The 25,182-nt window shown below is 71.3% G+C and carries 23 protein-coding genes and 1 tRNA gene; 18 read left to right on the top strand and 6 right to left on the bottom strand.

Annotation, left to right across the window (positions count from 1 at the left end; translation table 11 throughout):
• The first annotated feature begins 49 nt into the window (after nt 1-49).
• Genes BM041_RS24850 through BM041_RS24805 form a run of 10 tightly spaced genes read left to right on the top strand, consistent with a single transcriptional unit; the run spans nt 50 to nt 10,871 of the window.
• Complete coding sequence (locus BM041_RS24850) at nt 50-364, top strand: STAS domain-containing protein (protein ID WP_092962613.1); 315 nt, start codon at nt 50-52, stop codon at nt 362-364.
• Entirely contained in the window at nt 361-723 is a 363-nt protein-coding gene (locus tag BM041_RS24845) for a response regulator (RefSeq protein WP_092962612.1), read from the top strand. Before BM041_RS24850 ends, BM041_RS24845 begins: the two co-directional genes overlap by 4 nt.
• The gene (locus tag BM041_RS24840; protein WP_092962611.1) at nt 720-2,696 is read left to right on the top strand and encodes a chemotaxis protein CheA; all 1,977 of its coding nucleotides are present in this window, start codon (nt 720-722) and stop codon (nt 2,694-2,696) included. The genes BM041_RS24845 and BM041_RS24840 overlap by 4 nt, the downstream gene beginning before the upstream one ends.
• On the top strand, nt 2,693-3,145 hold the full coding sequence (locus BM041_RS24835) for a chemotaxis protein CheW (protein WP_092962610.1): 453 nt from the start codon (nt 2,693-2,695) through the stop codon (nt 3,143-3,145). The genes BM041_RS24840 and BM041_RS24835 overlap by 4 nt, the downstream gene beginning before the upstream one ends.
• A 32-nt stretch (nt 3,146-3,177) precedes the next feature.
• A complete protein-coding gene (locus tag BM041_RS24830; RefSeq protein WP_092962609.1) occupies nt 3,178-4,866 on the top strand; it encodes a methyl-accepting chemotaxis protein in 1,689 nt (562 codons plus the stop codon).
• Between the two features lie 42 nt (nt 4,867-4,908).
• Nucleotides 4,909-6,714 (top strand): methyl-accepting chemotaxis protein, encoded by a 1,806-nt coding sequence (locus tag BM041_RS24825; RefSeq protein WP_092962608.1) that lies wholly within the window; start codon nt 4,909-4,911, stop codon nt 6,712-6,714.
• Between the two features lie 24 nt (nt 6,715-6,738).
• On the top strand, nt 6,739-7,221 hold the full coding sequence (locus tag BM041_RS24820; protein WP_092962607.1) for a chemotaxis protein CheW: 483 nt from the start codon (nt 6,739-6,741) through the stop codon (nt 7,219-7,221).
• A gap of 4 nt (nt 7,222-7,225) precedes the next feature.
• Nucleotides 7,226-8,077, top strand: coding sequence for a CheR family methyltransferase (locus BM041_RS24815; protein WP_092962606.1), 852 nt, complete (start codon nt 7,226-7,228; stop codon nt 8,075-8,077).
• Complete coding sequence (locus BM041_RS24810) at nt 8,074-9,165, top strand: protein-glutamate methylesterase/protein-glutamine glutaminase (RefSeq protein ID WP_092962605.1); 1,092 nt, start codon at nt 8,074-8,076, stop codon at nt 9,163-9,165. The genes BM041_RS24815 and BM041_RS24810 overlap by 4 nt, the downstream gene beginning before the upstream one ends.
• Nucleotides 9,156-10,871 carry a methyl-accepting chemotaxis protein gene (locus tag BM041_RS24805; RefSeq protein ID WP_092962604.1) on the top strand — a complete coding sequence of 572 codons (1,716 nt, stop codon included), beginning with the start codon at nt 9,156-9,158 and terminating at the stop codon, nt 10,869-10,871. Before BM041_RS24810 ends, BM041_RS24805 begins: the two co-directional genes overlap by 10 nt.
• A 26-nt stretch (nt 10,872-10,897) precedes the next feature.
• Here the strand turns inward: BM041_RS24805 and BM041_RS24800 are convergent, their stop codons facing one another.
• From BM041_RS24800 to BM041_RS24785, 4 genes are all read right to left on the bottom strand, one after another.
• Complete coding sequence (locus tag BM041_RS24800) at nt 10,898-11,485, bottom strand: HupE/UreJ family protein (protein WP_092962603.1); 588 nt, start codon at nt 11,483-11,485, stop codon at nt 10,898-10,900.
• Nucleotides 11,486-11,507: 22 nt separating this feature from the next.
• The gene (locus tag BM041_RS24795; RefSeq protein WP_092962602.1) at nt 11,508-12,902 is read right to left on the bottom strand and encodes an amidase; all 1,395 of its coding nucleotides are present in this window, start codon (nt 12,900-12,902) and stop codon (nt 11,508-11,510) included.
• Nucleotides 12,899-13,090 carry a hypothetical protein gene (locus BM041_RS24790; RefSeq protein WP_092962601.1) on the bottom strand — a complete coding sequence of 64 codons (192 nt, stop codon included), beginning with the start codon at nt 13,088-13,090 and terminating at the stop codon, nt 12,899-12,901. The genes BM041_RS24795 and BM041_RS24790 overlap by 4 nt, the downstream gene beginning before the upstream one ends.
• Before the next feature lie 91 nt (nt 13,091-13,181).
• Nucleotides 13,182-13,619, bottom strand: a complete 438-nt coding sequence (locus BM041_RS24785) for a DUF892 family protein (protein ID WP_175534155.1) — start codon at nt 13,617-13,619, stop codon at nt 13,182-13,184.
• A gap of 114 nt (nt 13,620-13,733) precedes the next feature.
• Here BM041_RS24785 and BM041_RS24780 point away from each other — a divergent pair.
• Nucleotides 13,734-13,807: transfer RNA gene (locus tag BM041_RS24780), tRNA-Arg, on the top strand.
• Nucleotides 13,808-13,859: 52 nt separating this feature from the next.
• Here the strand turns inward: BM041_RS24780 and BM041_RS24775 are convergent.
• Both BM041_RS24775 and BM041_RS24770 read right to left on the bottom strand, forming a co-directional pair.
• On the bottom strand, nt 13,860-14,090 hold the full coding sequence (locus BM041_RS24775; protein ID WP_092962599.1) for a hypothetical protein: 231 nt from the start codon (nt 14,088-14,090) through the stop codon (nt 13,860-13,862).
• Nucleotides 14,087-14,365: a hypothetical protein gene (locus tag BM041_RS24770; protein WP_139226174.1), complete on the bottom strand. Its 279-nt coding sequence runs from the start codon at nt 14,363-14,365 to the stop codon at nt 14,087-14,089. Before BM041_RS24770 ends, BM041_RS24775 begins: the two co-directional genes overlap by 4 nt.
• 387 nt (nt 14,366-14,752) lie before the next feature.
• Here BM041_RS24770 and BM041_RS24765 point away from each other — a divergent pair, with 387 nt between their 5' ends.
• From BM041_RS24765 to BM041_RS24735, 7 genes are all read left to right on the top strand, one after another.
• Nucleotides 14,753-15,565 carry an HpcH/HpaI aldolase family protein gene (locus tag BM041_RS24765; protein ID WP_092962597.1) on the top strand — a complete coding sequence of 271 codons (813 nt, stop codon included), beginning with the start codon at nt 14,753-14,755 and terminating at the stop codon, nt 15,563-15,565.
• Between the two features lie 118 nt (nt 15,566-15,683).
• Nucleotides 15,684-16,817 carry an OmpA family protein gene (locus tag BM041_RS24760; protein WP_245762262.1) on the top strand — a complete coding sequence of 378 codons (1,134 nt, stop codon included), beginning with the start codon at nt 15,684-15,686 and terminating at the stop codon, nt 16,815-16,817.
• Between the two features lie 180 nt (nt 16,818-16,997).
• Complete coding sequence (locus tag BM041_RS24755; protein ID WP_092962596.1) at nt 16,998-18,620, top strand: carboxyl transferase domain-containing protein; 1,623 nt, start codon at nt 16,998-17,000, stop codon at nt 18,618-18,620.
• 142 nt (nt 18,621-18,762) lie between these two features.
• Nucleotides 18,763-20,745 carry an acetyl/propionyl/methylcrotonyl-CoA carboxylase subunit alpha gene (locus tag BM041_RS24750; protein WP_092962595.1) on the top strand — a complete coding sequence of 661 codons (1,983 nt, stop codon included), beginning with the start codon at nt 18,763-18,765 and terminating at the stop codon, nt 20,743-20,745.
• Between the two features lie 76 nt (nt 20,746-20,821).
• Complete coding sequence (locus BM041_RS24745) at nt 20,822-21,790, top strand: Bug family tripartite tricarboxylate transporter substrate binding protein (RefSeq protein ID WP_092962594.1); 969 nt, start codon at nt 20,822-20,824, stop codon at nt 21,788-21,790.
• Nucleotides 21,791-21,798: 8 nt separating this feature from the next.
• The gene (locus BM041_RS24740; protein WP_217648836.1) at nt 21,799-22,782 is read left to right on the top strand and encodes a Bug family tripartite tricarboxylate transporter substrate binding protein; all 984 of its coding nucleotides are present in this window, start codon (nt 21,799-21,801) and stop codon (nt 22,780-22,782) included.
• A 248-nt stretch (nt 22,783-23,030) separates the two neighbouring features.
• Nucleotides 23,031-25,157: a hybrid sensor histidine kinase/response regulator gene (locus BM041_RS24735; protein ID WP_139226173.1), complete on the top strand. Its 2,127-nt coding sequence runs from the start codon at nt 23,031-23,033 to the stop codon at nt 25,155-25,157.
• The last annotated feature ends 25 nt before the right edge of the window (nt 25,158-25,182 follow it).

Here is a 25,182-nt window from a genome sequence, read left to right as displayed (position 1 = left end):
CCTCGATATCGCATACCTGTCCGCCATCCACTCCGGACAGGCGAGCAGCATGTCGACGACCGGCTCCAACCCTGCCGCGCATTGCGTGCGGCTCCACGGACGGCTGACCATCGCCACCGTCCAGGATTCCAGGAACACGCTGCTGGAAGCGCTGCGGGGATCGCCCGCGGTCGAGCTGGATTGCGACGGCGGCACGGCCTTCGACATCGCCTTCGTCCAATTGCTGGAATCCGCCCGCGCCCTCGCGCAGCGCGACGGCATCGGCCTCTCGCTCCGCCAACCCGTCCCGCCACCGCTGGCCGCCATCCTGGCGGAAGGCGGCTTTCGCGACTGGACCTCTCCCGTTGAACGGAGCGCCGCATGAAGACCGTGCTGACCGTCGATGACTCGGCCAGCGTCCGGCAGATGGTGCGCCTCACCCTCTCCGGCGCGGGCTACCAGGTGAAGGAAGCGGGCGACGGGGCGGAGGGGCTGCGGCAGGCCCAGGCGACGCCGATGAGCATGGTGGTCACCGACCTCAACATGCCCGTCATGGACGGCATGACCTTCATCCGCGAATTGCGGAAGCTGCCTGCCTACAAGGGCGTGCCGATCATCTTCCTGACCACCGAATCCGATGCCGCCCGCAAGATGGAAGCGAAGCAGGCCGGCGCGACGGGGTGGATCACGAAGCCCTTCGAACAGGCCCAGCTTCTGGCCATCGTCAAGAAGGTGCTCGGATGAGCGGCGGCGGCGATCCGGCGGAGATCTTCCGCCAGGAAGCGGCTGAGTTGCTGGAGCAGCTTGAGCAGGCATTGCTGGACCTGGGCAGCCGGCCGGATGACCGCAGCCTGGTCGATACCGCCTTCCGTGCGCTGCATACCATCAAGGGTTCCGGCGCCATGTTCGGCTTCGACGCCGTGGCCGCCTTCGTCCATGATTTCGAGACCGCCTTCGACCGCGTGCGTGGCGGCCTTGCACCCTGCACGCCCGCGCTGGTGACGGCGGCGTTGCAGGCGCGCGACCACATCCGCGCCCTGATCGAGGCGCCGGAGCAGGCGCTGCCCGCGCGCGGCACCGAATTGCTGGCGGCCTTGCGCCTGGCCGTGGATGGGGCGGATGCGGCGGCAAGCAGCCCCCAGCCGGCCGCGGCGATGGAATGGCAGATCCGCTTCCATCTGGGGCCGGAGGCGCTGGTCAACGGCACGAACCCGCTGTTGATGCTGGATGAATTGCGGGCCCTGGGGCCGGTCACGGTCGCGGCCCTCGTCGATGCGGTGCCGACGCTCGATGATATGGATCCCGAGACCTGCCACCTCGGCTGGCAGGTCAGGCTGCGCAGTTCCTGTTCCCGCGCGGCCATCGAGGAAGTCTTCATCTTCGTCAGCGACGACGCGAAGATCGACATCAGCCTGGTCGGGGACGCGCCGGAGCCGGCAGCCCCGCCCGCCCCGGCCCCATCCGCTGCCGTGCCGGTCGCAGCGGCACCCGTCCAGCCTGTGGCGGAGCGTGCACGGGGCGAGGGCGACATTGCCCGCGTCGGTGGCAGCCTGCGTGTCCAGGCAGAGCGTCTCGATGCGCTGATGGATCGCGTCGGCGAATTGGTGATCGCGCATGCGCGGCTCAGCCAGCTCGCCACCGGCGGGGAGGCCGGATTGACCGCGGTGGCGGAGGAGATCGGCCGGCTGGTCGCGGAACTGCGCGACACGACGATGAGCATCCGCATGCTGCCGATCGGGTCGCTGTTCAGCCGCTTCCGGCGCCTGCTGCACGACCTGTCGCGCGACCTCGGCAAGCCGGTCGAGCTGGTGACGAGCGGCGAGGAGACCGAGCTCGACAAGACGATGATCGAGCGGCTGGCCGATCCGCTGGTGCATCTGATCCGCAATGCCGTGGACCATGGCCTGGAAGCGCCGGCGGTTCGCCTGGCCGCCGGCAAGCCGGAAGGTGGCAGCATCCGGCTTTCGGCGCGGCATGCGGGGGCGGAAGTGCTCGTCACCGTCAGCGACGATGGCCGAGGCCTGGACGCGGAACGCATCCGCGCGAGCGCGATCGAGAAGGGCCTGATTGCCGCCGATGCCCGGCTGGCGGATCATGAGATCCACCAGCTGCTGTTCCAGCCGGGTTTCTCCACGGCGAAGGAGATCTCCGCGATCTCCGGCCGCGGCGTCGGCATGGATGTGGTGAAGCGGACGGTGGAGCAGCTGCGCGGCTCGATCGAGATCGCGACGCGGCCCGGCCGCGGCACCGATGTGACGCTTCGCCTGCCGTTGACGCTCGCGATCATCGAAGGCCTCCTCGTGCGTGTCGGCGATGGCTGCTACGCGATCCCGCTTTCGGCGGTCGAGGAATGCGTCGAACTGCCGCCGCAGGAGGATGGACGGTCGGCGGGCTACAGCCTGCTGCAGATCCGCGGCGCGCTGGTGCCCTTCCTCCGGCTGCGCGAATTGATGCGCTGCACGACGCCGCCCGATCCGCATCAGAAGGTGGTCATCATCGCCGCGGGCGACCAGCGTCTCGGGCTGGTGGTCGACCAGATCCTCGGCAGCCACCAGACCGTGATCAAGTCGCTGTCGCGGCTGCATGCGGATGTAAAGACCTTCTCCGGCGCGACCATCCTCGGCGACGGCAGCGTGGCGCTCATCCTCGATGTCGCCCATCTGCTGGAGATCGGGGAGGAAGAGGGACGCCGGACACGGATGAGGCAGGCGGCATGACGCGCGACATCCTTTCCGACAGCGCGATCGACGTGCTGACCCTCGGCATCGGCGGCGAGATCTTCGCGATTGAGGCTGCCGATGTGCGGGAAATTCTGGACCTGGTGCCGATCACGGCCGTGCCCGGCGCGCGATCCTTCGTCGGCGGGGTTGTCAATGTCCGCGGTCGCATCGTGCCGCTGGCCGATCTGCGCGTGCAGTTCGGCATGGCGGTGACGGCGCCGACGCCGGATACGCGGATCATCGTCCTTGAACTCGACCTGGAGGGAGAACCGACGCCCGTCGGCATCCTGGCCGACAGGGTCTTCGAGGTGACGCAGATCGTCCCGGCGTCGCTGGAAGCGGCGCCGCGGATCGGCATCCGATGGCGGCCGGAATTCATCCGCGGCATCGGCATGCGCGGCGATGACCTGCTGATCCTGCCGAATCTCAGCCAGATCCTCCACTGATCCTCCCCGTAACCCGACAGGACGCAGGCACCATGCGCATCACCGTGAAGACCAAGCTCTTCGCATCCTTCGGATGCGTCATCATGCTGATGGTCGGCATGGTGGGGTTCGGGCTGAACGGCCTCGCTTCCGTTGGGGATACCTATACAGGCGTGCTCGATGACGCGGTGCCGCGCATCCAGCGGGCGCAGACCGCGCAATCGGACCTGGTCCTGCTGGTTCGCGCGGAGAAGAACGTGATCGTCGCGCCGACCCGCGCGCAATCCGATCAGTTCGTGGTGGAGATGGAGCAGCGCCGGCAGGCGCTTCTCGGTTCCATCGAGAATGCCATCGCCGGCGCCATGGAGGCTGATCGCCCACGCTGGGTGGACGCACGGTCTTCGCTGCAGCAGTACATCCAGGCGCAGGACCAGATCCGGGACTTGGTCCGGGCCGGGGATTCGGCACAGGCGGCGACACTGTCGACCGGCACCGCGCGTCGCCATGTCGCCGAGACGATGGATCGCCTGCAGCAGGTCATCGGCATCAGTGCTGAACTGCTGCGGACGGAGCGCGCGGAGGCGCAGGAGACGAAGGATGACATGCGGCTCGTGCTGTTGCTGGCGGCGGGCGCGGCCCTGCTGGTTGCGATCGGCGCCGCCGTGTGGATCGCGCTGTCCATTGGCGCCGGCTTGCGCAAGGCGGTGACGCTGGCCGATGCCATCGCCACGGGCGACCTCTCCCAGAAGGTGGACCAGCGCGGCAATGATGAGATCAAGGACCTCATCAACGCGATGGAGCGGATGAACACGGCGCTCCGCAGGATCGTCACCGAGGCTTCGGTGGCGGCGCAGAACGTGGCGTCCGGCAGCCAGGAGCTTGCGTCTTCCTCCGAGCAGCTGGCGCAGGGCGCGACGGAGCAGGCTTCGTCGGCGGAGGAAGCCTCGGCCTCGATGGAGCAGATGGCGGCGAACATCAAGCAGAGCGCCGAGAATGCCAGCCAGACGGAGAAGATCGCCCGCCAGTCGGCCGAGGATGCGCAGCGCAGCGGTGTGGCGGTGAGCGAGGCGGTGGTCGCGATGCAGAGCATCGCGGAGAAGATCAACATCGTGCAGGAGATCGCGCGGCAGACCGACCTGCTGGCGCTGAACGCGGCGGTGGAAGCGGCGCGGGCGGGCGAGCACGGCAAGGGCTTCGCGGTGGTGGCGAGCGAGGTGCGCAAGCTGGCGGAACGCAGCCAGGCGGCGGCGGCGGAGATCAGCACGCTGTCGTCGAACACGGTGAAGACGGCGCAGGAAGCGGGGGCGATGCTCCAGCGCCTGGTGCCGGACATCAAGCGCACGGCGGAGCTGGTGGAGGAGATCAGCGCGGCGTGCCGGGAGCAGGACCTCGGCGCCGGGCAGATCAACCAGGCGATCCAGCAGCTGGACAAGGTGACGCAGCAGAACGCCAGCGCGTCGGAGGAGGTCTCCGCGACGTCGGAGGAGCTGTCGACGCAGGCGGAGGTGCTGCAATCCACCATCGCCTATTTCCGCCTCGGCGATGCGGAGGCGCCGCCCGCGGCGCCGGTGGCGGAGACGCGGGCGGTGTCCTTCGCCCGTCCGCAGGCCAAGCCGGCGATCCGCCGCGACCAGCCCGCCAAGGCCCGGCCGGCCAAGGCGCATGGCGGGCTGAACGGCAACGGCTTCGCCCTCAACATGGCCGGTGGCGACAGCCTCGACGCCGAATTCCAGCGGCACTGAGCCGCCTCCCGATCAACGACAATTCCCAGGGAATCGATCGCTATGCGGATCACCGTCAAGGCGAAGCTTTTCGCAACCTTCGGGTTCATCCTCCTGCTGCTGGCCGGGATGGCGGGCCTCGGCTACAGCAGCCTGAACGCGACGACGACCAGTTACGAAGACGTGCTGAATGGCGCGGTGAGCCGCGTCCAGCGGGCGCAGACGGCGCAGACCGACATGGCGCTGCTTGTCCGCGCCGAGAAGAACATGGTGATGTCCACCGATCGCGCGGCGGTCGATCGCTTCGGCGCGGAGATGGAGCAGCGCCGGCAGGCGCTGGTGCAGGCGTTGGAGCAGGGAATCCAGCGGGCTTCGGAGCAGGGGCGGCCGCGCTGGGTGGCGGCGCGGGATGCGTTGCAGCAGTACATCCAGGTCCAGGACCGCATGCGCGAACTGGTGCGTGCGGGTGACCAGGCGCAGGCGATTGCAATGTCCACCACGGTCGCGCTCCAGTCCGTGACCGAGTCGATGGATCGCCTCAACGACGTGATCCGCATCAACCAGGGGCTGATGGAGGAAGCGCGGGACAATGCGTCGGACGAGGCGGTGCATGCGAGCCGTCTGCTGCTCGCCCTTGCCGGCATCGCCTTCGTCATTGCCTGCGGTGCGGCGGTCTGGATGGCGCTGTCGATCAGCCGTGGCCTGGGCCAGGCCCTGCATGTCGTGAGTTCGGTCGCGATCGGCGATCTCAGCCAGACGGCCCGCGTCACGACCAATGACGAGATCAAGGACCTGATCGACGCGATGGGCCGCATGACGGTGGGGCTGCGCGGGACGGCGACGGTGGCGGAGGAGATCGCGAAGGGCAACCTGGCCATCGAGGCGAAGCCGCTGTCCGACAAGGACGTGATGGGCCTGGCGCTGGAGCGGATGCTGGCGAAGCTGCGCGCCGTGGTCAGCGAGGCTTCGGTGGCGGCGCAGAACGTGGCGTCCGGCAGCCAGGAACTGGCGTCTTCCTCCGAGCAGCTGGCGCAGGGCGCGACGGAGCAGGCGTCGTCGGCGGAGGAAGCCTCGGCGTCGATGGAGGAGATGGCGGCGAACATCAAGCAGAGCGCGGAGAACGCCAGCCAGACGGAGAAGATCGCCCGCCAGTCGGCCGAGGATGCGCAGCGCAGCGGCGCGGCGGTGAGCGAGGCGGTGGTCGCGATGCAGAGCATCGCGGAGAAGATCAACATCGTGCAGGAGATCGCGCGGCAGACCGACCTGCTGGCGCTGAACGCGGCGGTGGAAGCGGCGCGGGCGGGCGAGCACGGCAAGGGCTTCGCGGTGGTGGCGAGCGAGGTGCGCAAGCTGGCGGAACGCAGCCAGGCGGCGGCGGCGGAGATCAGCACGCTGTCGTCGAACACGGTGAAGACGGCGCAGGAAGCGGGGGCGATGCTCCAGCGCCTGGTGCCGGACATCAAGCGCACGGCGGAGCTGGTGGAGGAGATCAGCGCGGCGTGCCGGGAACAGGACCTCGGCGCCGGGCAGATCAACCAGGCGATCCAGCAGCTGGACAAGGTGACGCAGCAGAATGCCAGCGCGTCGGAGGAGGTCTCCGCGACGTCGGAGGAGCTGTCGACGCAGGCGGAGGTGCTGCAATCCACCATCGCCTATTTCCGCCTCGGCGATGCGGAGGCGCCGCCCGCAGCGCCGGTGGCGGAGACGCGGGCGGTGTCCTTCGCCCGTCCGCAGGCCAAGCCGGCGATCCGCCGCGACCAGCCCGCCAAGGTCCGGCCCGCCAAGCCGCATGGCAAGCTGAACGGCAACGGCTTCGCCCTCAACATGGCGGGTGGCGACAGCCTCGACGCCGAATTCCAGCGGCATTGAGCCCAGGGGCAGAGGGAGGCGGCGATGGCGGAGCACGACCAGTATGTGACCCTGGGGGCGGCGGAGGAGGTCTTCGCCATCCCCGTCTCCCAGGTGCAGGAGATCCTCGATCTGCGTCCGATCGCGCGCCTACCCCATGCGCCTGCCAGCTTCCTCGGCCTGACGGATGTGCGGGGCCGCAGCGTGCCCGTCGTCGATCTCCGCCGCCTGCTCGGCGTCCCCGCCGCGGAGGCGAGCCAGGGGACGCGCATCCTGGTGCTGGAACTGGATGTCGGCGGCAGGCGGCTCCGCATCGGCCTGCTGGTGGATCGGGTGTTCGAGGTGACGGGCCTGGACGCCGCGCAGTCGGAGCCCGCGCCGGATATCGGCCGGCGCTGGCGGTCCGACTGCATCCGGGGCATCGGCCGGCGCGGGGGCGGCTTCGTCGTCGTGCTCGACATGCCGCGGCTGATCGGCGCGGATGATGGCGCGGCGATGCTGCTGGACGATCCGGCCCTGGCCGCCTGAACCCATGACCGACACGCTGAGCGACCGTCGCTTCAGGCAGGTGGCGGTGCTGATCGAGCGCGACATCGGCATCCAGCTGCCGCCGGCCAAGCGGACCATGGTGGAAGGGCGGCTGCGCAAGCGGGCGCGCAGCCTCGGCATGATGGATGTCGATGCGTATTGCGGCGCGCTGTTCGATGACGGTCTGCTGGAGACGGAATACCAGCACGTCATCGACATGGTGACGACGAACAAGACCGACTTCTTCCGGGAAGCCGAGCATTTCGACTTTCTGTCGCGTGTTGCCGTACCTCAGCTGATGGGCGCACGTGGCCGCGCGGATCGTCCGCTGAAGATCTGGTCGGCGGCTGCGTCCACGGGGGCGGAGGCCTACACCATCGCGATGGTGCTGGCGGAACTGGCGCGCCATGGGCATGCCGGGCTCGGGTTCCGCATCCTCGGCACCGACATCTCCAGCCAGGTGCTGGATGTGGCACGGCGTGCCGTCTATCCCTGGGAGGCGATGGCGCCGGTGCCGCCACCGCTTCGCCAGCGCTACGTCATGCGGCACCGGGACCCCGGCCGTGCGGAATGCCGCATCGTGCCGGAATTGCGCGCCGCGGCCAGCTTCCACCTGCTGAACCTGATGGAGACCAGCTACGGCGTGGATGGCGACATCGACGTGATCTTCTGCCGCAACGTGCTGATCTACTTCGACCGGCCGACCCAGGAAGCGGTGCTCGCTCGGCTGTCCTCGCATCTCCGCCCCGGCGGATTCCTCATCGTCGGCCATTCGGAAACCGCGGCGGGCGCCGCGCTCCGCGGCATGCGCAGCGTGATGTCCACCATCTGGCAGCGAGAGGAAGGCAGGTCATGACGGGACTCTCCGGCCGGCCGATCCGCGTGCTCATCGTCGATGACAGCGCCGCGGTACGCCAGGCGCTGACCCGGATCATCGCCGATGCCCCGGATATCGAGGTGATGGGCACCGCGCAGGATCCGTTCTTCGCGGCCCAGCGCATCCAGCAGGAGATGCCCGATGTCATCATCCTGGACATCGAGATGCCGCGGATGGATGGCATCACCTTCCTCCGCCGCATCATGGCGCAGCGCCCACTGCCCGTGATCATCTGTTCCTCGCTGGCGGAGGAGGGGTCGGAGACCCTGCTGCAGGCGATGGATGCGGGGGCGGTGGATGTGATCGCCAAGCCGCGGATGGACACCGCGCAGTTCCTGATGGAATCCGCCGTTCGCGTCTGCGACGCGGTGCGCGCCGCGGTGCGCGTTCGGCCCGGCCGGCGGATGGCGGCGGCGGCCGGGCGCCAGGTGGAACGCAAGCTGAGCGCGGACGCCATGCTGCCGCCGCCCGTGAGCCGCGCGATGGCGCGCACGACGGAACGCGTGGTCTGCATCGGCGCGTCCACCGGCGGCACCGAATCGCTGGCCATGGTGCTGCAGGCCCTGCCGGCGGACAGCCCTGGCATCGTCATCGTCCAGCACATGCCGGAACGCTTCACCGCCGCCTTCGCGCGGCGGCTGGATGGCCTGTGCCGGATCGATGTGAAGGAGGCGGAGGATGGCGACGCGGTGCTGCCGGGCCGCGCCCTCATCGCGCCGGGCAACCGGCATACGCTGCTGCAGCGCGGCGGTGCGCGCTACCATGTCGCCGTGAAGGATGGGCCGCTCGTCTCCCGCCACCGTCCGTCGGTGGACGTGCTGTTCCGCTCCGCCGCGCAATATGCCGGACCCAACGCACTCGGGATCATCATGACGGGCATGGGCGATGACGGCGCCCGCGGCCTGCTGGAGATGCGCCAGGCCGGGGCCCATACGGTGGCGCAGGACGAGGAAAGCTGCGTCGTCTTCGGCATGCCCAAGGAGGCCATCGCGCTTGGCGCCGCCGAGCGCATCGTGCCGCTGGACCGCATCCCCACCCTGCTGGCGGAGGTGCGGCGATGGAGCTGACCGCACCGGCGCTGCGCGCGCTGCGGGACCGGCTGGTCCCGGCCTTCGCGCCGGTGGATGACGACCTGCTGGCGGTGGGCAGCCGGCTGGGCGATGCCGCAGGCCGGATTGATGGCATCGGGGAGCGCTTCGGCGATCTGCGCCAGTTGCTGGAGGGCGAGGCGCTGGAGGCCGCGACCACGCAGCTCGACCTGGCCGCGGCGCGCATGGCCACCCTGGCGACGCAGGCGCAGGAGGAGAATGCGACGCTGGCCGAACTCGGCACGCGCCTTCGTGGCGTGGGCGCGCGGATCGCCTTCCTGTCCCGCATCAACGAGGCGCTGGGCGTCCTCACCCTCAATTCCGCCATCGCGAGCAGCGGCCTGGATACGGACAGCCGCGACATCGCGACCTTCCAGACCGAATTGCGTCGCCTGACCGACCTTGCCGCGCAGACCGTCCGGCGCTTCGGGCAGTTGCACGCCGCGGCGGTGAAGGATCTCGCCGCCGTCGCGGGCCAGCAGGCCGCCTTCACGCACCAGCATGGCGCCAGGCTGCGCGACGTGTCGGCCCGCATCCGGGCCGGGCTGAACGCCATCACCGCCCTGCGACGCGAAGCCAGCGCCATGGCCGTGCAGACGCAGGAACGCGGCCGGGCGATCAGCGCCGCCATCGGCACCGTCGTCACCGCCCTCCAGGTCGGCGATGCCACGCGGCAGCGGCTGGAACATGTGGCGGACGCGCTGGGCCAGGTCCTGGCCGGGCTGGGTGGGGAGGAACGGCCCTGGTGCCGCGACCTCGAGCCCGCCCTGCGCGACGGGCTCGCGGCGCGCGCCATCGCCCTGCAGGCCGCGCTGCTGCACGATGCCGGCGGCACGCTGGCGTCGGAGATGCGCAGCATCAATGCCTCCCTGGCCAGGCTGGGGACGGAAGTGCGCGGCATGGTCGATGAGGGCCAGGCCCTGTTCGGGCGGGGCGGGCGGGATGGCCGGTCGTTCCTCGGCGCGCTGGACGGGGATCTGGGCGAGGCGGCGACGCTCGTGGGCTCCAGCAAGGCCAGCCGGGAGGCCCTGGATGCGACGATGGTCGCCATCGATGGCCATATGCGCAGCCTCCGCGCCGGACTGGCCGACATTCGCGGCATGGAGATCGACCTTCGCGTCGCGGGGCTGAACGCCGTCTTCCGCTGTGCCCGGCTGGGCAAGCAGGGCGCGGCGCTGGGCGCCGTGACGATCGAGTTGCGTGCCTACGCCAAGCAGATGGCGGAGGGTGTGGACGGGCTGGCCGAGTCGCTGGAGGCCGCGCTGCAGGCCGGTGCTGCGCTGATAAGCGCGGGCGGAGACGGCCAGGGCAGTGCGCTGGATGAGATGATGGCGGCGATGCGCGGCGGCCTGTCCCGGCTGGGCTGTGCCGGCCGGGCCATGGATGCTGCCATCGGCGGCCTGCGGCAGGATGGCGGCGGGGTGCCGGAGGAACTGGCCGCGATGGTCGAATGCCTCGGCGCCGCCCTGGCGCTGGCCACCGACATGGCGGCGATGGGGCAGGAGATGGAGGCGCTATCCGCCGCCATCCCGCCACCCCCGGCGCCCGTGCTGCGGGACCGCCTGCTGCTGGTCCATGCCGTGCCCTTCACCATGGAGCGGGAACGGGAAATCGCCCGCGGCTTCGGCGCGGATGTGCCGCAGGTCGCCGTGGCCACGCTGGAACTGGACGACTTCCTGTTCTGACCGGCGCCGGCCTTGCCGGGCCGGGATCAGGCCAGCAGCGCCGCCGCCCCGACGACCGCGACCAGCACGCCCGCCAGGCGCGGCACCAGGCCGAGGGAAGGCCGTTCCGCCACCAGCCTGGCGATGCCAAGCACCAGCGCGCCCTGCACCACGGCGAGGCCGGCGAGGTAGGACAGGACCGGCGTCGCCTCGGCCCCGATCACTGCTTCCGCGAAGGCCTGCCCATGGGCCAGGCCCGCCACGGCCAGCAGCGCGGCCCAGGCGCCGGCGGGGGCCTCGACCCGCGCCAGCAGGGCGATGCCGATGCCGATGACGGACAACGCCACCAGGACCTCCGCGCCCGGCAGCGCCAGCCCCATCCAGGCCGTGGCGACGCCGGCCAGCGACCCCAGCACGAAGATAACCACCCGCATCGCGCCCCAGCCGGCCAGCCCGGCCACCAGGGCAAGGCCGAGCAGGAAGGCCAGGTGGTCCAGCCCGATCACGGGATGGCCGAGGCCGGAGAGCAGCCCCTCCATCGCCGTGGCCGGCATGGCGCCCCCCATCGGGTGATGCGCGGCGGCGGGGCCGGCGGACAGGGCCAGGGCGGCGATGGGCAGCAGCAGGCGGTTCATGGCGCGGTTTCTCCGGCGTGCATCAGGCGGCGAGGGCGGGGCGGCGCTGGCGCCAGGCGGTGGCGCGTTCGAAGGCATGGCCGGCGCGCAGCACCACCGCATCCCCGAAGGGGTGGCCGATGATTTGCGCACCCACGGGCAGCCCGCCCTCGCCGAAGCCGGTGCAGACCGTCATGGCGGGCTGGCCGGTCAGGTTGAAGGGGATGGTCAGGCCCGGGGCCTCCAGGCTCGCGAATTTGGAGACCTGGTCGATCGGCGGCGCCTCGCTGGCCTGCGCCGCGGTCAGCAGCAGGTCGCAATCCAGCATCGTGGCCGCCATGGCGCCGCACAATTCGCGGCGCCGGCGCTGCGCCTGGACGTAGTCGGCGCCGGAGACGAGCGTCGCCAGTGCCAGGCGTTCGCGCAGGATCTCCCCATAGTCGCGGAAGCGGGTGCGCAGCCAGGGCTCATGCACCGCCAGCGCCTCCACCATCAGGATCAGCCAGCCCGTGGCGTTCCAGTCCATCAAGGGCGGCAGGGTGATGTCGCGGACCTCCGCGCCCTCCGCCCGCAGCACCTCCGCCAGGTGGTCCACGCCGGCCCGCACCGCGGGGGTCACCACCAGGTCGGCCTCATGGAAATGCCGGATCACGCCAATCCGCAGCCCCTTCACCCCATCGCCGAGCCCCGTCAGCAGGTCCGGCGCCGGGCGGTTGGCGGAGGAAGGGTCGGCCGGATCATGCCCCGCCATGGCCTGCAGCAGGAGGGCGCAATCCTCCACCGTCCAGGCGATGGGGCCGGTGGTGTCCAGGCTATGGGCGAGGGGCAGCACGCCCGTGCGGCTGCACAGCCCGTAGGTGGGCTTGATGCCAGCCAGCCCGCAGAGCCCCGCCGGCCCGCGGATGGACCCGCCCGTGTCGCTGCCTGTCCCCGCCGGCACGATCCCGGCCGCCACCGCCGCGCCGGTGCCGGTGGAGGAGCCGGCCGTGAAGCGCGTCGTGTCCCAGGGGTTGCGCGCGGGCGGCCAGGGCAGGTCGAAGGAAGGCCCGCCCCAGGCGAATTCATGGGTGGCGAGCTTGCCGACCGTCACCATCCCGGCTTCCGCCCAGGCGCGCACCACGGTCGCGTCCTTCGCGGGTACATGGTGTTCCATCACCCGGGAATGGCCCGTGGTGGGGATCCCGGCGGTCTCGAAGATGTCCTTGTGGCCCACGGGGATGCCATCGAGTGGCCCGCGCAGCGCGCCCTGCATCTGCCGCGCCTCCGCGGCCCGTGCCTGGTCCAGCGCCACCTCCGGCGTCAGCCGGATGAAGGCGTGCAGCGCGGGGTTCAGCCGTTCCGCCCGCGTCAGGGATTCGCGCGCGAGGTCGACCGGCGAGAGCTTCCTGGCCGCGATCAGCCGGTGCAGGTCCGCGATGGTGCCGGGAAGGGCGCTCATGTGTTCTGCCCCGGCACGAAGATCGTCGCGGGTTCCAGGCCCACCGGCCGTTCCGTGCGGATGCGGGCGGTGCTGGCGGCGATGTGGCGCGACACGCCGATCAGCGTGGCACGCTCGGCCTCCGTGAGCACGATGCCGGCCCGCGCCATGGCGGCGTCGAAGACGGCTTCGGGATAGGGGTCTGCCACGGCGCGCCTCCGGGAATGGTCGCCGGCAGTATGCGCGCCCTGGCCCCAGCGTGAAGGGGAGGGGGCTTGCGGCTGCCCCCGCCCGGCGCGCTCAAACCCCGGCGGTCTGGCCCGTACTCTCCCGTTGCGTGGTGCGGCGGGTGGTGGCGTCCAGATGCTCCTCGATCCACCGGGCCAAGGCCATCTCGTCCCGCAGGTTCTGTTCCAGCAGGCGCGGCGCGCCGGTATCGCCGGCGGCCTCCGCCATGGTCAGCACGGACCGGTAGCTGGCGATCGCCGCGACATTGCCCATCAGCGAGGTGCCGATGTCCTTGCAGCCGAAGGGCGAGGTGCCGAGCGCGTCCAGGATCTGCGCCACGCGTTCCTGCAGGCGCCTGCTCTCCTCCCCATGCAGGCGGAGGCGCTCCCGCATCTCCGGGTGGTTCTCGATCCGCTTGACCTGGCGGTTGATGGGCTGGATGGCCTGGGCTTCCAGCGCATGCGCGTTCGTGAGGCCGGCGATGTCGATGTCACGGATGCTGCTGGCCATGGTCCCTCCCTCGGTCGTTCGTGACGGGACCTGGGGCGACGAACGGGCTGGCGTCGCGCGGGATTTCCGCCCCCCTCGCATGGCGCAGGCGGCCTGTGCTATCCGGGAGGGGGCGTCCTCGTAGCTCAGCAGGATAGAGCACCAGATTCCTAATCTGGGGGCCGTGGGTTCGAATCCCGCCGAGGACATTCCCCTTCCCCCGGGTTGCGCGCCGCACGCCTCGCCCCCGCCTGCCGCTCGCTAGGGGGCCGGCGGCGCGGCCAGGACTTCCGCCACGCGTTCCATCGCCTCGATCAACCCGCCGCAGCGCGCCATGCCGCCGCTGCCGTCGGGCCGGCGCCACAGCAGGGTCACGGGCACCACGCTGCGGCCGCCCTGGCCGACCACCGGGCGGGTCCAGAGGCGGAAGCGGATGCCCCCGCCCTCCCACTCCCACCGGGTCTGGCCGAGGATGCTCGGCGGCGGGGTCATGGCGCGTCTCCCTCGGTCCGCGCCGGCCTGGCGGCACCCGTTGCCAGCAGGGCCGCCTCGCTCAGCAGGGCCGCGGGCAGGGCGGGGTAGCGCGCGGCCGCCACCTCCCGCGCCAGCGCCGTGGGATCCTCCGACGGCCCGGCCCCGGCGGCGGCCCTGCCCATCAGGGCGAAGGTGGCCGCATCCAGCCAGGCCGGGCAGGCCCCGGGCTTCGGGGCCGACAGCGGCAGGAGGGCGGCAGGCAGAGCACCGGGGGGAAGGGGCGCTTCGGGCATGGCCCCAGCATGGCGCGAGTCATGGAACGAATCAAGAACATCAACGTGGCCCGCCGCGCGGCGTTGCAGCACCATGCCACCCGGGCCCGGCGGATGCCTCTCCGCGCCGCGCCTTCGGGCCGCGACTCGGGGAGGCGCGCGCGGCCCTGGCCGCGCGGCAGGATCCCGGCCGGCTGGAGTCGCTGTGCCTGCCCCTCTTCGCGGCCTTCGCGCCGATCCCCCCCCGGAGGCCGCGGGCCGGGCGCGGCTCGACCTGGGCCGCATCGCCCGCGCGGATTGCGGCGGATGAGGAGCGGTGCCTAGGCTTGCGCCAACAAGGGGAGGGGATCGCCCGCGGCCGCTGCCATCCGGCCGCCCGGCCCCGCCCGCCATCCCGGAGCCCGCCGCATGACCGTCCAGCCCGCCGACATCCTGCGCAACCTGGTGCGGGAGAAGCTGGCCCGGGACGAGGTCGTCGCCTCCATGACCGTGCGCCTGGTGCGCGGGATCGAGATCGCCCAGATCGCGGCCAGCGCGGGCTTCGACAGCCTTTATGTGGATATGGAGCACAGCCCGCTGACGCTCGACATGACGGGGCAGGTCTGCATGGCGGCGCTGGCGGCGGGCATCACCCCCTTCGTTCGCGTCCCCGCGCTGACGCCGGAGTATGTCGGCCGCGTGCTGGATGCCGGCTCGCTCGGCATCATCGCCCCCCATGTCCGGTCGGCGGAGGATGCGAAGGCGGTGGTGGCCATGGCCCGATTCGCGCCGCTCGGCACGCGATCGGCCGCGGCGCCGCTGCCCCAGTTCGGCTTCCGGTCCTTCCCCGCCAGCCTCGCCAACCCGGTGCTGGACGCCGCCACGATGGTGATCCCGATGGTCGAGACGCTGGAGGCCCTGGACCGGGTGGAGGAGATCGTGGCGGTGGAGGGCGTGGACATGGTGCTGGTCGGCACCAACGACCTGACCGCGGAAATGGGCATCCCCGGCCGCTACGACGATCCGCGCGTCCGCGATGCCTATCGCCGGATCATCGATGCCGCCCGGGGCCGGGGGAAGCATGTGGGGATCGGCGGCCTGGCCTCCCGCCCCGACCTTGTGGCGGAGATCGTCGGCATGGGGGCGCGCTATGTCTCCACCGGGACGGATCTGGGCTTCCTGGCGGCGGCCTGCGCGGCGAAGGCGCGGGAGGTGAAGGCCCTGTGTGGCAAGGGTGCTTAAGGGGTGTGGCCCTGGGGCCACAGACACACGCGACCCGCGAGGTTCCCGGCAGGTCCCTCTCGCCTTGGGCGCCCGGCCGTTCTACATAAGCGTCGATCCGGCAACCGCGTCAGCGGTAATGACCGACCCCCCCGGCGAAGTCGGGGACAAAGGAGCGATGATGATGCGTATTCGCAACGCCCTTCTGGCGGCGACCTTCCTGGCGCTGCCGCTGGCGGCCCAGGCCCAGCCCATCAGCGGCCTCTATGTCGGCGCGGGCGCCGGCGTGAACCTGCTGCAAGAGTCGGACGTCTCCATCTCTGGCCCGCTGGCCGCTGGCCTGACCCGCGCTGACCGCTCGGCTACCGTCGAGTTTAGCTACGGCTGGGTTGGCGTCGTCAGCCTCGGCTATGGCTTCGGCAATGGCGTCCGCGCTGAGCTCGAAGCCAGCTACCGCACCAACGAGGTGGACAGCATCACGGGCTTCAACACCCGCCCGCTGCGCTCGAGCGGCACGGCGACGTCCTACGGCATCATGGCGAATGCCCTGTATGACTTCGACCTGGGCGCCGGGTCCTTCATGACCCCGTATGTCGGCGTCGGTGCCGGCTATCAGTGGCATTCCTACGACGGTGTCCGCGCCCGCTCGTCCAACGGCGCGTCCGTGACGATTGATGGTGACGACGGCCAGTTCGCCTACCAGGCCATCGTCGGCGCGGCCTTCCCGATCGCCGCGGCCCCCGGCCTGGCGGTCACCGCCGAATACCGCTTCATGGGCACGCTGCAGCCGAACATCGACGTCCGGACCACCGGCACGACCACCCGCGGTTCGACCGATGTGGACAACTACAACCACAGCCTGCTCATCGGCCTGCGCTACGCCTTCGGCGTGACGCCGCCGCCGGCCCCGGTCGTCGCCCCGACGCCGGTCGTCGCCCCGGCCGCCCCGCGCACCTACCTGGTGTTCTTCGACTTCGACCGCGCCGACCTGACGGACCGCGCTCGCCAGATCATCGGCGAGGCCGCGACCAACAGCCGCACCGGCACGACCCGGATCGAAGTCTCCGGCCACGCCGACCGTTCCGGTACGCCGCAGTACAACCAGCGCCTGTCCGAGCGCCGCGCCGCCGCCGTGGCCGCGGAACTCGAGCGCCGTGGCGTTGCCCGCTCCGCCATGGCCATCCAGGCCTTCGGCGAGAGCCGCCCGCTCGTCCCGACTGCGGACGGCGTGCGCGAGCCGCAGAACCGCCGCGTCGAGATCGTCCTGCGCTGATCAGCGCGCGACCTTCGCGAACGAGGCTACGGGTTGGGGGCGCCGAAAGGCGCCCCTTTCCTTTTTTGGGGTGTTCCACCCCAGGATTGACGCCACGCCGCCCGCCGTGCGGCACTAGCACCCGAAGCAAGAAGGGGGGCATCGCGTGGCAGGCTGCGTGGGATTCCGGGCGGGCCCGCCATGGGCGTGATCCCGACCAGCGCCGACCCGCGCAGCGACAGCTTCCGCGCCAATGCTGCCCGCATGGCGGCCCTTGTCGCAGATCTCCGCGCGACGGTGGAACGCATCCGGCTCGGCGGCGGTGAAACCGCCCGCAAGCGCCATACGGACCGCGGAAAACTCCTGCCGCGCGACCGCATCCGCACCCTGATCGACCCGGCCTCCCCCTTCCTCGAATTCAGCCAGCTCGCGGCGCAGGGGATGTATGGAGAGGAGATTCCCGCCGCCGGCCTCATCACCGGCATCGGCCGCGTCTCCGGCCGCGAATGCGTCATCGTCGCCAATGACGCGACGGTGAAGGGCGGCACCTACTACCCCATGACGGTGAAGAAGCACCTGCGGGCGCAGGAGATCGCGGAAGCCAACCGCCTGCCCTGCCTCTATCTGGTGGATAGCGGCGGCGCCAACCTGCCGAACCAGGATGAGGTCTTCCCGGACCGCGACCATTTCGGCCGCATCTTCTTCAACCAGGCCCGGATGTCCGCCGCGGGGATCCCGCAGATCGCGGTGGTGATGGGCAGCTGCACAGCCGGCGGCGCCTATGTCCCCGCCATGTCGGACGAGGCCATCATCGTCCGCAACCAGGGCACCATCTTCCTGGCCGGCCCCCCCTTGGTGAAGGCCGCGACCGGGGAGGTCGTCTCCGCCGAGGATCTCGGCGGCGCCGACCTCCACAGCCGCACCTCCGGCGTCACCGATCACATGGCGGAGAGCGACCAGCACGCGCTGGGCCTGGCGCGCCGCATCGTCGCCGGCCTAAACCGCGCCAAGCCGGCGGGCTTCGCCGACATCGCCGAACCCCGCCCGCCGCTCTACCCCGAAGCCGAGATCGGCGGCGTCATCCCGGCCGACCTGCGGGAGCCCTATGATGTGCGGCAGGTCATCGCCCGCCTGGTCGACGGCAGCGAGTTCGAGGAGTTCAAGCCGCTCTACGGCACCACCCTCGTCACCGGCTTCGCCAGGCTCTGGGGCTACCGCATCGGCATCGTCGCCAATAACGGCGTGCTGTTCGGGGAATCCGCGCAGAAGGGCGCGCATTTCATCGAACTCTGCGACCAGCGCGGCATCCCGCTGGTGTTCCTCCAGAACATCACCGGCTTCATGGTCGGCCGGAAATACGAGGCCGGGGGCATCGCCAAGGACGGCGCCAAGATGGTGACCGCCGTCGCCACCGCCCGCGTGCCGAAATTCACCATCATCATCGGCGGCAGCTTCGGCGCCGGGAATTACGGCATGTGCGGCCGCGCCTACGGCCCGCGCTTCCTCTTCATGTGGCCCAACGCCCGCATCGGCGTCATGGGCGGCCCCCAGGCGGCCAGCGTGCTGTCCACCCTCCGCCGCGACGTGATCGAGGCCAAGGGCGGCCAGTGGAGCGCGGAGGAGGAGGCGCGCTTCAAGGCCCCGATCGAGGCGCAATACGAGACCCAGGGCAACCCGACCTATGCCAGCGCGCGACTCTGGGATGATGGCGTGATCGCGCCGGAGGATACGCGGATGGTGCTGGGGCTGTGCCTCTCGGCGGCGCGGAACAACCCAGTGCCTGGCTGGCAGGGCGAACCCCGCTTCGGGGTGTTCCGGACGTGAGGGGCACTGTCGAGGCAGGGGGGCGCCGCCCCCCTGCACCCCCGGCCAGGGGCGAACCGCCCCTGGACCGTCTCCAATTGCCGATGGTCCAGGGGGCTCTGCCCCCTGGCGGATGGGGTATGGGGAAGGCAGGGCCTTCCCCATGACCACCTTCGCCACCCTCCTCATCGCGAACCGCGGCGAGATCGCCTGCCGCATCATCCGCACCGCCCGCGCCATGGGGCTGCGCACTATCGCCGTCTTCAGCGATGCGGATGCGCAAGCGATGCATGTCGCCCTGGCCGATACCGCCATCCGCCTCGGCCCGGCGCCCGCCCGCGAAAGCTACCTCTCCATCCCCGCCCTGATCGCCGCCGCCCGCGCCACGGGGGCGGAGGCCATCCACCCCGGCTACGGCTTCCTCTCGGAAAACGCCGATTTCGCCGCCGCCTGCGCGCAAGCCGGCCTGGTCTTTGTGGGCCCGCCCCCCGCCGCCATCCGCGCCATGGGCAGCAAGGCCGCCGCCAAGGCGCTGATGGACAAGGCCGGCGTGCCCCTCGTGCCCGGCTATCACGGCGCGGACCAGGCGGACGCCACCCTCCGCGCCGAGGCCCACCGCATCGGCTTCCCCATCCTGGTCAAGGCCAGCGCCGGCGGCGGCGGCAAGGGCATGAAGGTCGCCACCGACGCGGCCGCGCTGGACGAAGCCCTCACCCTGGCCCGCGGCGAGGCCCGCGCCGCCTTCGGCGACGACCGCCTCCTGCTCGAACGCTATCTCACGAAGCCCCGCCATATCGAGATCCAGGTCTTCGCCGACAGCCACGGCAATGTCGTCCACCTGCATGAACGCGACTGCTCCATCCAGCGCCGCCACCAGAAGGTGGTGGAGGAAGCCCCCGCCCCGGGCATGACCGCCGAACGCCGCGCCGCCATGGGGAAGGCCGCCTGCGATGCCGCCCGCGCCATCGGCTATGTCGGCGCCGGCACCGTGGAGTTCATATCCGAAGGCGACAGCTTCGCCTTCATGGAGATGAACACCCGCCTCCAGGTCGAACACCCCGTGACGGAGGCGATCACCGGCCAGGACCTGGTCGAATGGCAACTCCGCGTCGCCATGGGGGAGCCGCTTCCCCTTTCCCAGGCCAAGATCCCCCTGGCCGGCCACGCCATCGAGGTCCGGCTCTATGCGGAGGACCCGGCGCGGGACTTCGCCCCCTCCATCGGCGTGCTGCGTCACCTGGCCCTGCCGGATCACCTCCCCGGCATCCGCATCGATTCCGGCGTTCGCCAGGGCGATGCCGTGCCCATCCACTACGACCCGATGCTGGCCAAGATCATCGCCAGCGGGCCGGACCGCGCCACGGCGCTGCGCCGCCTCTCCCGCGGGCTGGACGCCGCCGCCGTCGCCGGCATCCGCAGCAATCTTCCCCTGTTGCGGGCCATCGCGGCCCACCCGGCCTTCGCGCGGGCGGATCTCGACACCGGCTTCATCGCCCGCCATGCGGCGCAGCTGCTGCCCGAGGCCGTGCCGGCCCCCCGCGCGGCGCTGGCTTCCGCCGCGCTGCGCCTGCTGCGGGATGCCGGGGCGCGGGATGCGTCGGACCCCCATTCCCCCTGGGGCGCCGCCAATGCCTGGCGTCTCAACGGCGATGGCTACCAGGATCTCCTTCTGTTCGACGGCGATTCGACCGTGACGCTCCGCCTCCACCCCGGCCGCGGCATCGATTTCGCCGATGGCGGCGCGGCGCTGGACCACCCGCGCTGGGACGGCGATGCCCTGTCCTTCTCCCTGGACGGCCGCGCCATCCGCGCCACCGTCGCGCGCGACGGCGACCTGCTGATGGTGGTGCTGGATGGCGCGACGCATGAGCTCCGCTTCCTCGACCCCCGCGCGCCCTCCGGGGAGGAACAGGCCGGTGGCGGCCGCATCCTGGCCCCCATGCCCGGCCGCATCCTCCAGCTTCTCGCCGCGCCCGGGGACCGGGTGCTGCGGGGCGCCGTGCTGCTGGTGATGGAGGCGATGAAGGTGCAGATGCGCATCACCGCCCCCATCCCGGGCACCGTCCAGGCCCTGCGCTGCCAGGTGGGCGATTTGGTGGAGGACGGCGCCGAACTGGTCGTTGTCGAACCCGATCCTCCCGCTTGACCGGAACCTCCCACGCCCCGATGCTTAGGCACTGAAGCAATTCCGCCACGGTTCACGCGGCGGGGAGGGGACGTTCATGACCATCCGCATCACGCGCCGCCTGGCGGTGGCCGCACTCGCCATGCCCGCCCTGTCCCGCGCCACCCTGGCGCAATCCACGCGCAGCACCCGCATCGTCGTCCCCTATCCCCCCGGCGGCACCACCGACCTGACCGCGCGCCTCATCGCGCCGCGCGCGGCGGAACTGCTGGGCCAGAACTGGGTGATCGAGAACCGCTCCGGCGCCAATGGCGCGGTCGGCGCGGAGACCGTCGCCCGCAGCGCGGCGGATGGCACCACCTTCCTCTATTCGAACGAGGTGCTGACCGTGCTGCCCTTCGTGCAGCGCAACGTGCCCTTCGACCTGCAGGCCGATTTCACGCCGATCGCGCGCACCGTCTCCGTCCCCTACGTCATCGTGGGCGGCACCGCCCTGGCGCCCAGGACCCTCGACCAGCTGCTCACCGCCATCCGGACCAGGCCGGATGATTTCTCCTTCGCCGGTTCCTCGCTGGGCTCGGTCGGCCAGCTGGCCACGGCGGCGATCTGGCAGAAGCTGAACGTCACGACGACCTTCGTCAGCTATCGCGGCACGGGCCCGGCGATGAACGACCTCGTCTCCGGCGCCGTCAGCCTGTTCATCGCCCCGCTCGGCCCTTCCATGCCGCTGATCCGGGACGGGCGGCTGCGCGCCTATGGCGTGCTCTCCGCCGCGCGGCAGCGCGTGCTGCCGGATGTGCCGACGATGGTGGAGGCCGGCTTCGCCGACATGGTGCTGGATGGCTGGACCGGCATCTGGGGCCCGCGGGGCCTGGCGGCCGACATCGTCACCCGCATCAACGCCCAGGTGAACCAGGCGGCGATGGAGCCCGCGGTGAATGCCCGCATGGCGGATCTCGGCCTGACGCCGGTGGCGGAATCGCCCGACGCCTTCGCCCGCTACATCGCGGCCGAGATCCCGCGCAACCAGGCCCTCGTCGCCGCTGCCCGCATCCAGCCGGAATGACCATGGCCATGCTGACCCGCCGCCACCTCCCGGCCCTGGCCGGGATGCTCGCCCCGCTTGGCATCAACCTGCCCGGCATCGCCCGTGCCCAGGGCAATTGGCCGGACCGCCCCATCCGCGTGGTGGTGCCCTTCGGCGCCGGCGGCCCGACCGATGTGGTGGCGCGGCTGCTCGCGGAACCCGTCGGCGCCGCGCTCGGCCAGCCTCTGGTGATCGAGAACCGGGCCGGCGCCGGCGGCAACCTCGGCAGCCGGATCGTCGCCCAGGCGGCGCCGGATGGCTACACCCTGGCGCTCAACGCCTCCTCCCCCCTGGTCATCAACCAGTTCCTCTACCGGGACCTGGGCTATGACCCCGCCACGGCCTTCGCGCCGATCTCGATGCTCACCACCGGCCCGCTGCTGGTCGTGACCAACCCGCGCCTGCCCTTCGCCACCATCGCCGACCTGGTGGCGGAGGCGAAGCGCCGCCCAGGCGCGCTGAACTACGCGACAGCCGGCAACGGCACCGTGCCGCATCTCGCGACCGAGATGTTCCTGCGGGAAGCCGGCATCCAGATGACCAACGTCACCTACCGGCAGACGCCGGATGCCACGCAATCGGTGATGCGCGGCGACACGGCGGTGTTCTTCGACAGCCCGCAATCCATCCAGCATGTCCGCGCCGGCCTGCTGAAGGCGCTGGCCGTCACCACGCCCCGCCGCTTCGGCGCCTTCCCGGAGGTGCCGACCATGGCCGAATCCGGCGGCCCCGCCATCAGCGTGGAAGCCTGGTACGGGCTGCTCGCCCCGGCGGGCACGCCGGCGCCGATCATCGCCCGGCTGCATGACGTCTTCGCCACCGCCATCAAGCGGCCGGAGGTCGCCAGCCGGATCGCGACGCTGGGCTTCGAGACGGTGGGCAACACCCCCGCCGAATTCGCCCGCTTCCTGGCGGCGGAGCCTCCCAAGTGGCGCGACGTGATTCGCGCCGCCGATGTCCGCCTGGAATGACCGGCCGGCCCGATGGGCCAGGAGACGCGGTAACGGCCATGTGAAGCCGCGGCGATTCCGCCGCGGTTCAAGAAATATCCTTGTCTACCGCGGCCTATTGCCGGATCTGGTTGCGCTCTGTTGATGATTTTCGCGTTCCGGTAGAAGCATGGGATGACGGCACTACATCCGATGCTGTAATCGGTGCCTGGGCGCCCGGTGGATCGGCTACCGCCGTCGCGATCCCCAGCGGAAGGTGCAGCGCCAGCGTGCCAGAAATCGTCACGCCATCACCCCTCCCCGAGGAGGGCGGGTCCTGGTTCTCCCGCAGGTTGCTGTCCCGGCTGACCCTCTTTGCCCCTTTCCTGGCCGTCCTTCCGCTGGCGGCCTTCGGCCTGATGCTGTCGCTGGCCCTGCGGGCGGAGCGGGAGGCAGACCGGCAGGCCGACCTGCAGCGGGCGGCCACGGCGCTTTCCGTGGCGCTGGAGGCCGAACTCCGCGGCGGCATCCGGGTGCTGGAGGCGCTGGCCGGCTCGGCGCGCCTCGCCGCCGGGGACCTCGTCTCCTTCCGGGCCGAGGCGCAGCGCGCCATGGCGCGCGATTCATCCTGGTTCACCATCGTCCTGATGGATGGCGAACGTCAGTTGCTGAACCTTCGCTACCCCGTTGAAGCCGTGCTGCCGCCGCTGCGCGACCCGGCCTCGGTCGCCAGCGTGCTGCGCACCGGCCGCGCCATGCCGAGCGGCCTGCTGGACGGCTTCGTGGCGCTGCGGGTTCCTGTCCGGGTCGATGGCCTGGTGCGCTTCTCCCTCATGGGGGCGGTCGAGGCCTCGGCCTATGCCCGCGTGCTGGACCAGGCCGACCTGCCGCGCGGCTGGTCGGCGACCCTGCTGGATGCCGAGGGCCGGATGATCGCCCGCGCCGCCAGTGGCACCGCGGCGCCGGAGGATCTGCGCCTGGCGCTGGCGCAGCCCCGCCAGATGCTGTCGCTGCCCTCGCTCACCGCCTATGCGATGCCGGTCGGCGATTCGCGCTGGACGCTGGTGGCCGCCGCCACGCCCGACACCTTCGCCGCCACCGTGCTGGGCTGGCTGGTCCTGGCCACTGGCGCCGCCGCCGTGATGGCCGGCATCGGCGTCGCCGCCCGCATCGCATCCCGCCACCGGGGGCAGGAGGCGATGCGCCATCGCAGCCAGGCCGAAGCCCTGGCCCGCGCCGCGGATCATGACCGCCGCCGCACCGACATGCTGGCGACGGTCAGCCATGAGCTGCGCGCGCCGCTGACCGGGCTGCTCGGCTACACCGACCTCCTCGCCAAGGCCGACCTGCCCCCCACCGCCAAATCATGGGTGGAGCAGCAGCGCCGGGCCGGCCAGGCGCTGCTGGCGCTGATCGGCGATGTGCTGGACTTCGCCCGGCTGGATGAAGGCGCGGTGGAGCTGGAAGACGCGGATATCGAGATCGCGCAGCTGCTGGAGGATTGCGCGGGGCTGATGCGCAGCGTCGCCCAGCAGAAGGGGCTCGGCCTGCGGGTGCAGCTGGACCCCGGCCTGCCGCGCTGGATGCGGGGCGACCCGATGCGGCTGCGCCAGATCACCACCAACCTCATCAGCAACGCCATCAAGTTCACGGAGCGTGGGGAGATCGTCGTCTCCGCACGCCTGACCGCGCGGCCGGAACGGGTGGAGGTGGCCGTGGTCGATACCGGCATCGGCATCGCGCCGGAGGCCCTGCCCCGCATCTTCGACCGCTTCCGCCAGGAAGGCGCCGATACCGCGCGGCGCTTCGGCGGCAGCGGCCTCGGCCTTGCCATCTGCCGGCGGCTGGTGGAGGCGATGGGCGGCGCCATCGGCGCCGAGAGCAAGCCGGGGGCGGGCAGCCGCTTCGTCTTCTGGGTGCCCTACCGCCCCGGGGCCGCGCCGCTCGCCCCCGCCCATGATGCCGCGCTCCGCATCCTGGTGGCGGAGGATGTGGCGGCCAGCCGCCTGCTGCTGACGGCGGTGCTGGAACGCGCCGGCCATGCCGTGACGGCGACGGAGGACGGGCCGGCGGCGCTCGCCGCGCTGCATGGCGCGGCCTTCGACCTGGCGGTGCTGGACCTGCACATGCCGGGCCTCGATGGCTTCGGCGTCGCCGCCGCGCTGCGGACCCTGCCCGGCGAACAGGGCCGCGTGCCGCTGATCGCACTGACGGCCGAACAGCCGGAGGAGGTGGAGCCCGCCTGCCGTGCCGCCGGCTTCGATGCGGTGCTGCGAAAGCCCTTCGAGACGCGCCGCCTGCTCGGCCTGATCGACGCGCTGCGTGGCCGGGTGGCGGACCCGGCGGCCCGCCCCGCCGCATCCCCCGCCGGGGCGGTCGATCAGCGCCCGGGCGTCCGTTCAGCCGGGAACGACTGACGGCGCGGCGCGCGGTGGATCCGGC

The sequence above is a fragment of the Falsiroseomonas stagni DSM 19981 genome (assembly GCF_900114315.1).
In the GTDB taxonomy this organism is placed as follows: Bacteria; Pseudomonadota; Alphaproteobacteria; order Acetobacterales; family Acetobacteraceae; genus Falsiroseomonas; species Falsiroseomonas stagni.
Note: the sequence above shows the minus strand (reverse complement) of the source record. Positions and strands in the feature narration are given on the sequence as shown.

Excerpts from the sequence above, each read along its gene's own strand:
- BM041_RS24835 (WP_092962610.1), top strand. The coding sequence starts at position 2,693 with ATGACGCGCGACATCCTTTCCGACAGCGCGATCGACGTGCTGACCCTC.
- BM041_RS24750 (WP_092962595.1), top strand. The coding sequence starts at position 18,763 with ATGACCACCTTCGCCACCCTCCTCATCGCGAACCGCGGCGAGATCGCC.
- BM041_RS24800 (WP_092962603.1), bottom strand. The coding sequence starts at position 11,485 with ATGAACCGCCTGCTGCTGCCCATCGCCGCCCTGGCCCTGTCCGCCGGC.
- BM041_RS24820 (WP_092962607.1), top strand. The coding sequence starts at position 6,739 with ATGGCGGAGCACGACCAGTATGTGACCCTGGGGGCGGCGGAGGAGGTC.
- BM041_RS24765 (WP_092962597.1), top strand. The coding sequence starts at position 14,753 with ATGACCGTCCAGCCCGCCGACATCCTGCGCAACCTGGTGCGGGAGAAG.
- BM041_RS24840 (WP_092962611.1), top strand. The coding sequence starts at position 720 with ATGAGCGGCGGCGGCGATCCGGCGGAGATCTTCCGCCAGGAAGCGGCT.
- BM041_RS24740 (WP_217648836.1), top strand. The coding sequence starts at position 21,799 with ATGCTGACCCGCCGCCACCTCCCGGCCCTGGCCGGGATGCTCGCCCCG.
- BM041_RS24775 (WP_092962599.1), bottom strand. The coding sequence starts at position 14,090 with ATGACCCCGCCGCCGAGCATCCTCGGCCAGACCCGGTGGGAGTGGGAG.
- BM041_RS24845 (WP_092962612.1), top strand. The coding sequence starts at position 361 with ATGAAGACCGTGCTGACCGTCGATGACTCGGCCAGCGTCCGGCAGATG.
- BM041_RS24850 (WP_092962613.1), top strand. The coding sequence starts at position 50 with ATGTCGACGACCGGCTCCAACCCTGCCGCGCATTGCGTGCGGCTCCAC.
- BM041_RS24760 (WP_245762262.1), top strand. The coding sequence starts at position 15,684 with ATGACCGACCCCCCCGGCGAAGTCGGGGACAAAGGAGCGATGATGATG.
- BM041_RS24830 (WP_092962609.1), top strand. The coding sequence starts at position 3,178 with ATGCGCATCACCGTGAAGACCAAGCTCTTCGCATCCTTCGGATGCGTC.
- BM041_RS24795 (WP_092962602.1), bottom strand. The coding sequence starts at position 12,902 with ATGAGCGCCCTTCCCGGCACCATCGCGGACCTGCACCGGCTGATCGCG.
- BM041_RS24785 (WP_175534155.1), bottom strand. The coding sequence starts at position 13,619 with ATGGCCAGCAGCATCCGTGACATCGACATCGCCGGCCTCACGAACGCG.
- BM041_RS24815 (WP_092962606.1), top strand. The coding sequence starts at position 7,226 with ATGACCGACACGCTGAGCGACCGTCGCTTCAGGCAGGTGGCGGTGCTG.
- BM041_RS24745 (WP_092962594.1), top strand. The coding sequence starts at position 20,822 with ATGACCATCCGCATCACGCGCCGCCTGGCGGTGGCCGCACTCGCCATG.
- BM041_RS24805 (WP_092962604.1), top strand. The coding sequence starts at position 9,156 with ATGGAGCTGACCGCACCGGCGCTGCGCGCGCTGCGGGACCGGCTGGTC.
- BM041_RS24755 (WP_092962596.1), top strand. The coding sequence starts at position 16,998 with ATGGGCGTGATCCCGACCAGCGCCGACCCGCGCAGCGACAGCTTCCGC.
- BM041_RS24825 (WP_092962608.1), top strand. The coding sequence starts at position 4,909 with ATGCGGATCACCGTCAAGGCGAAGCTTTTCGCAACCTTCGGGTTCATC.
- BM041_RS24770 (WP_139226174.1), bottom strand. The coding sequence starts at position 14,365 with ATGCCCGAAGCGCCCCTTCCCCCCGGTGCTCTGCCTGCCGCCCTCCTG.
- BM041_RS24810 (WP_092962605.1), top strand. The coding sequence starts at position 8,074 with ATGACGGGACTCTCCGGCCGGCCGATCCGCGTGCTCATCGTCGATGAC.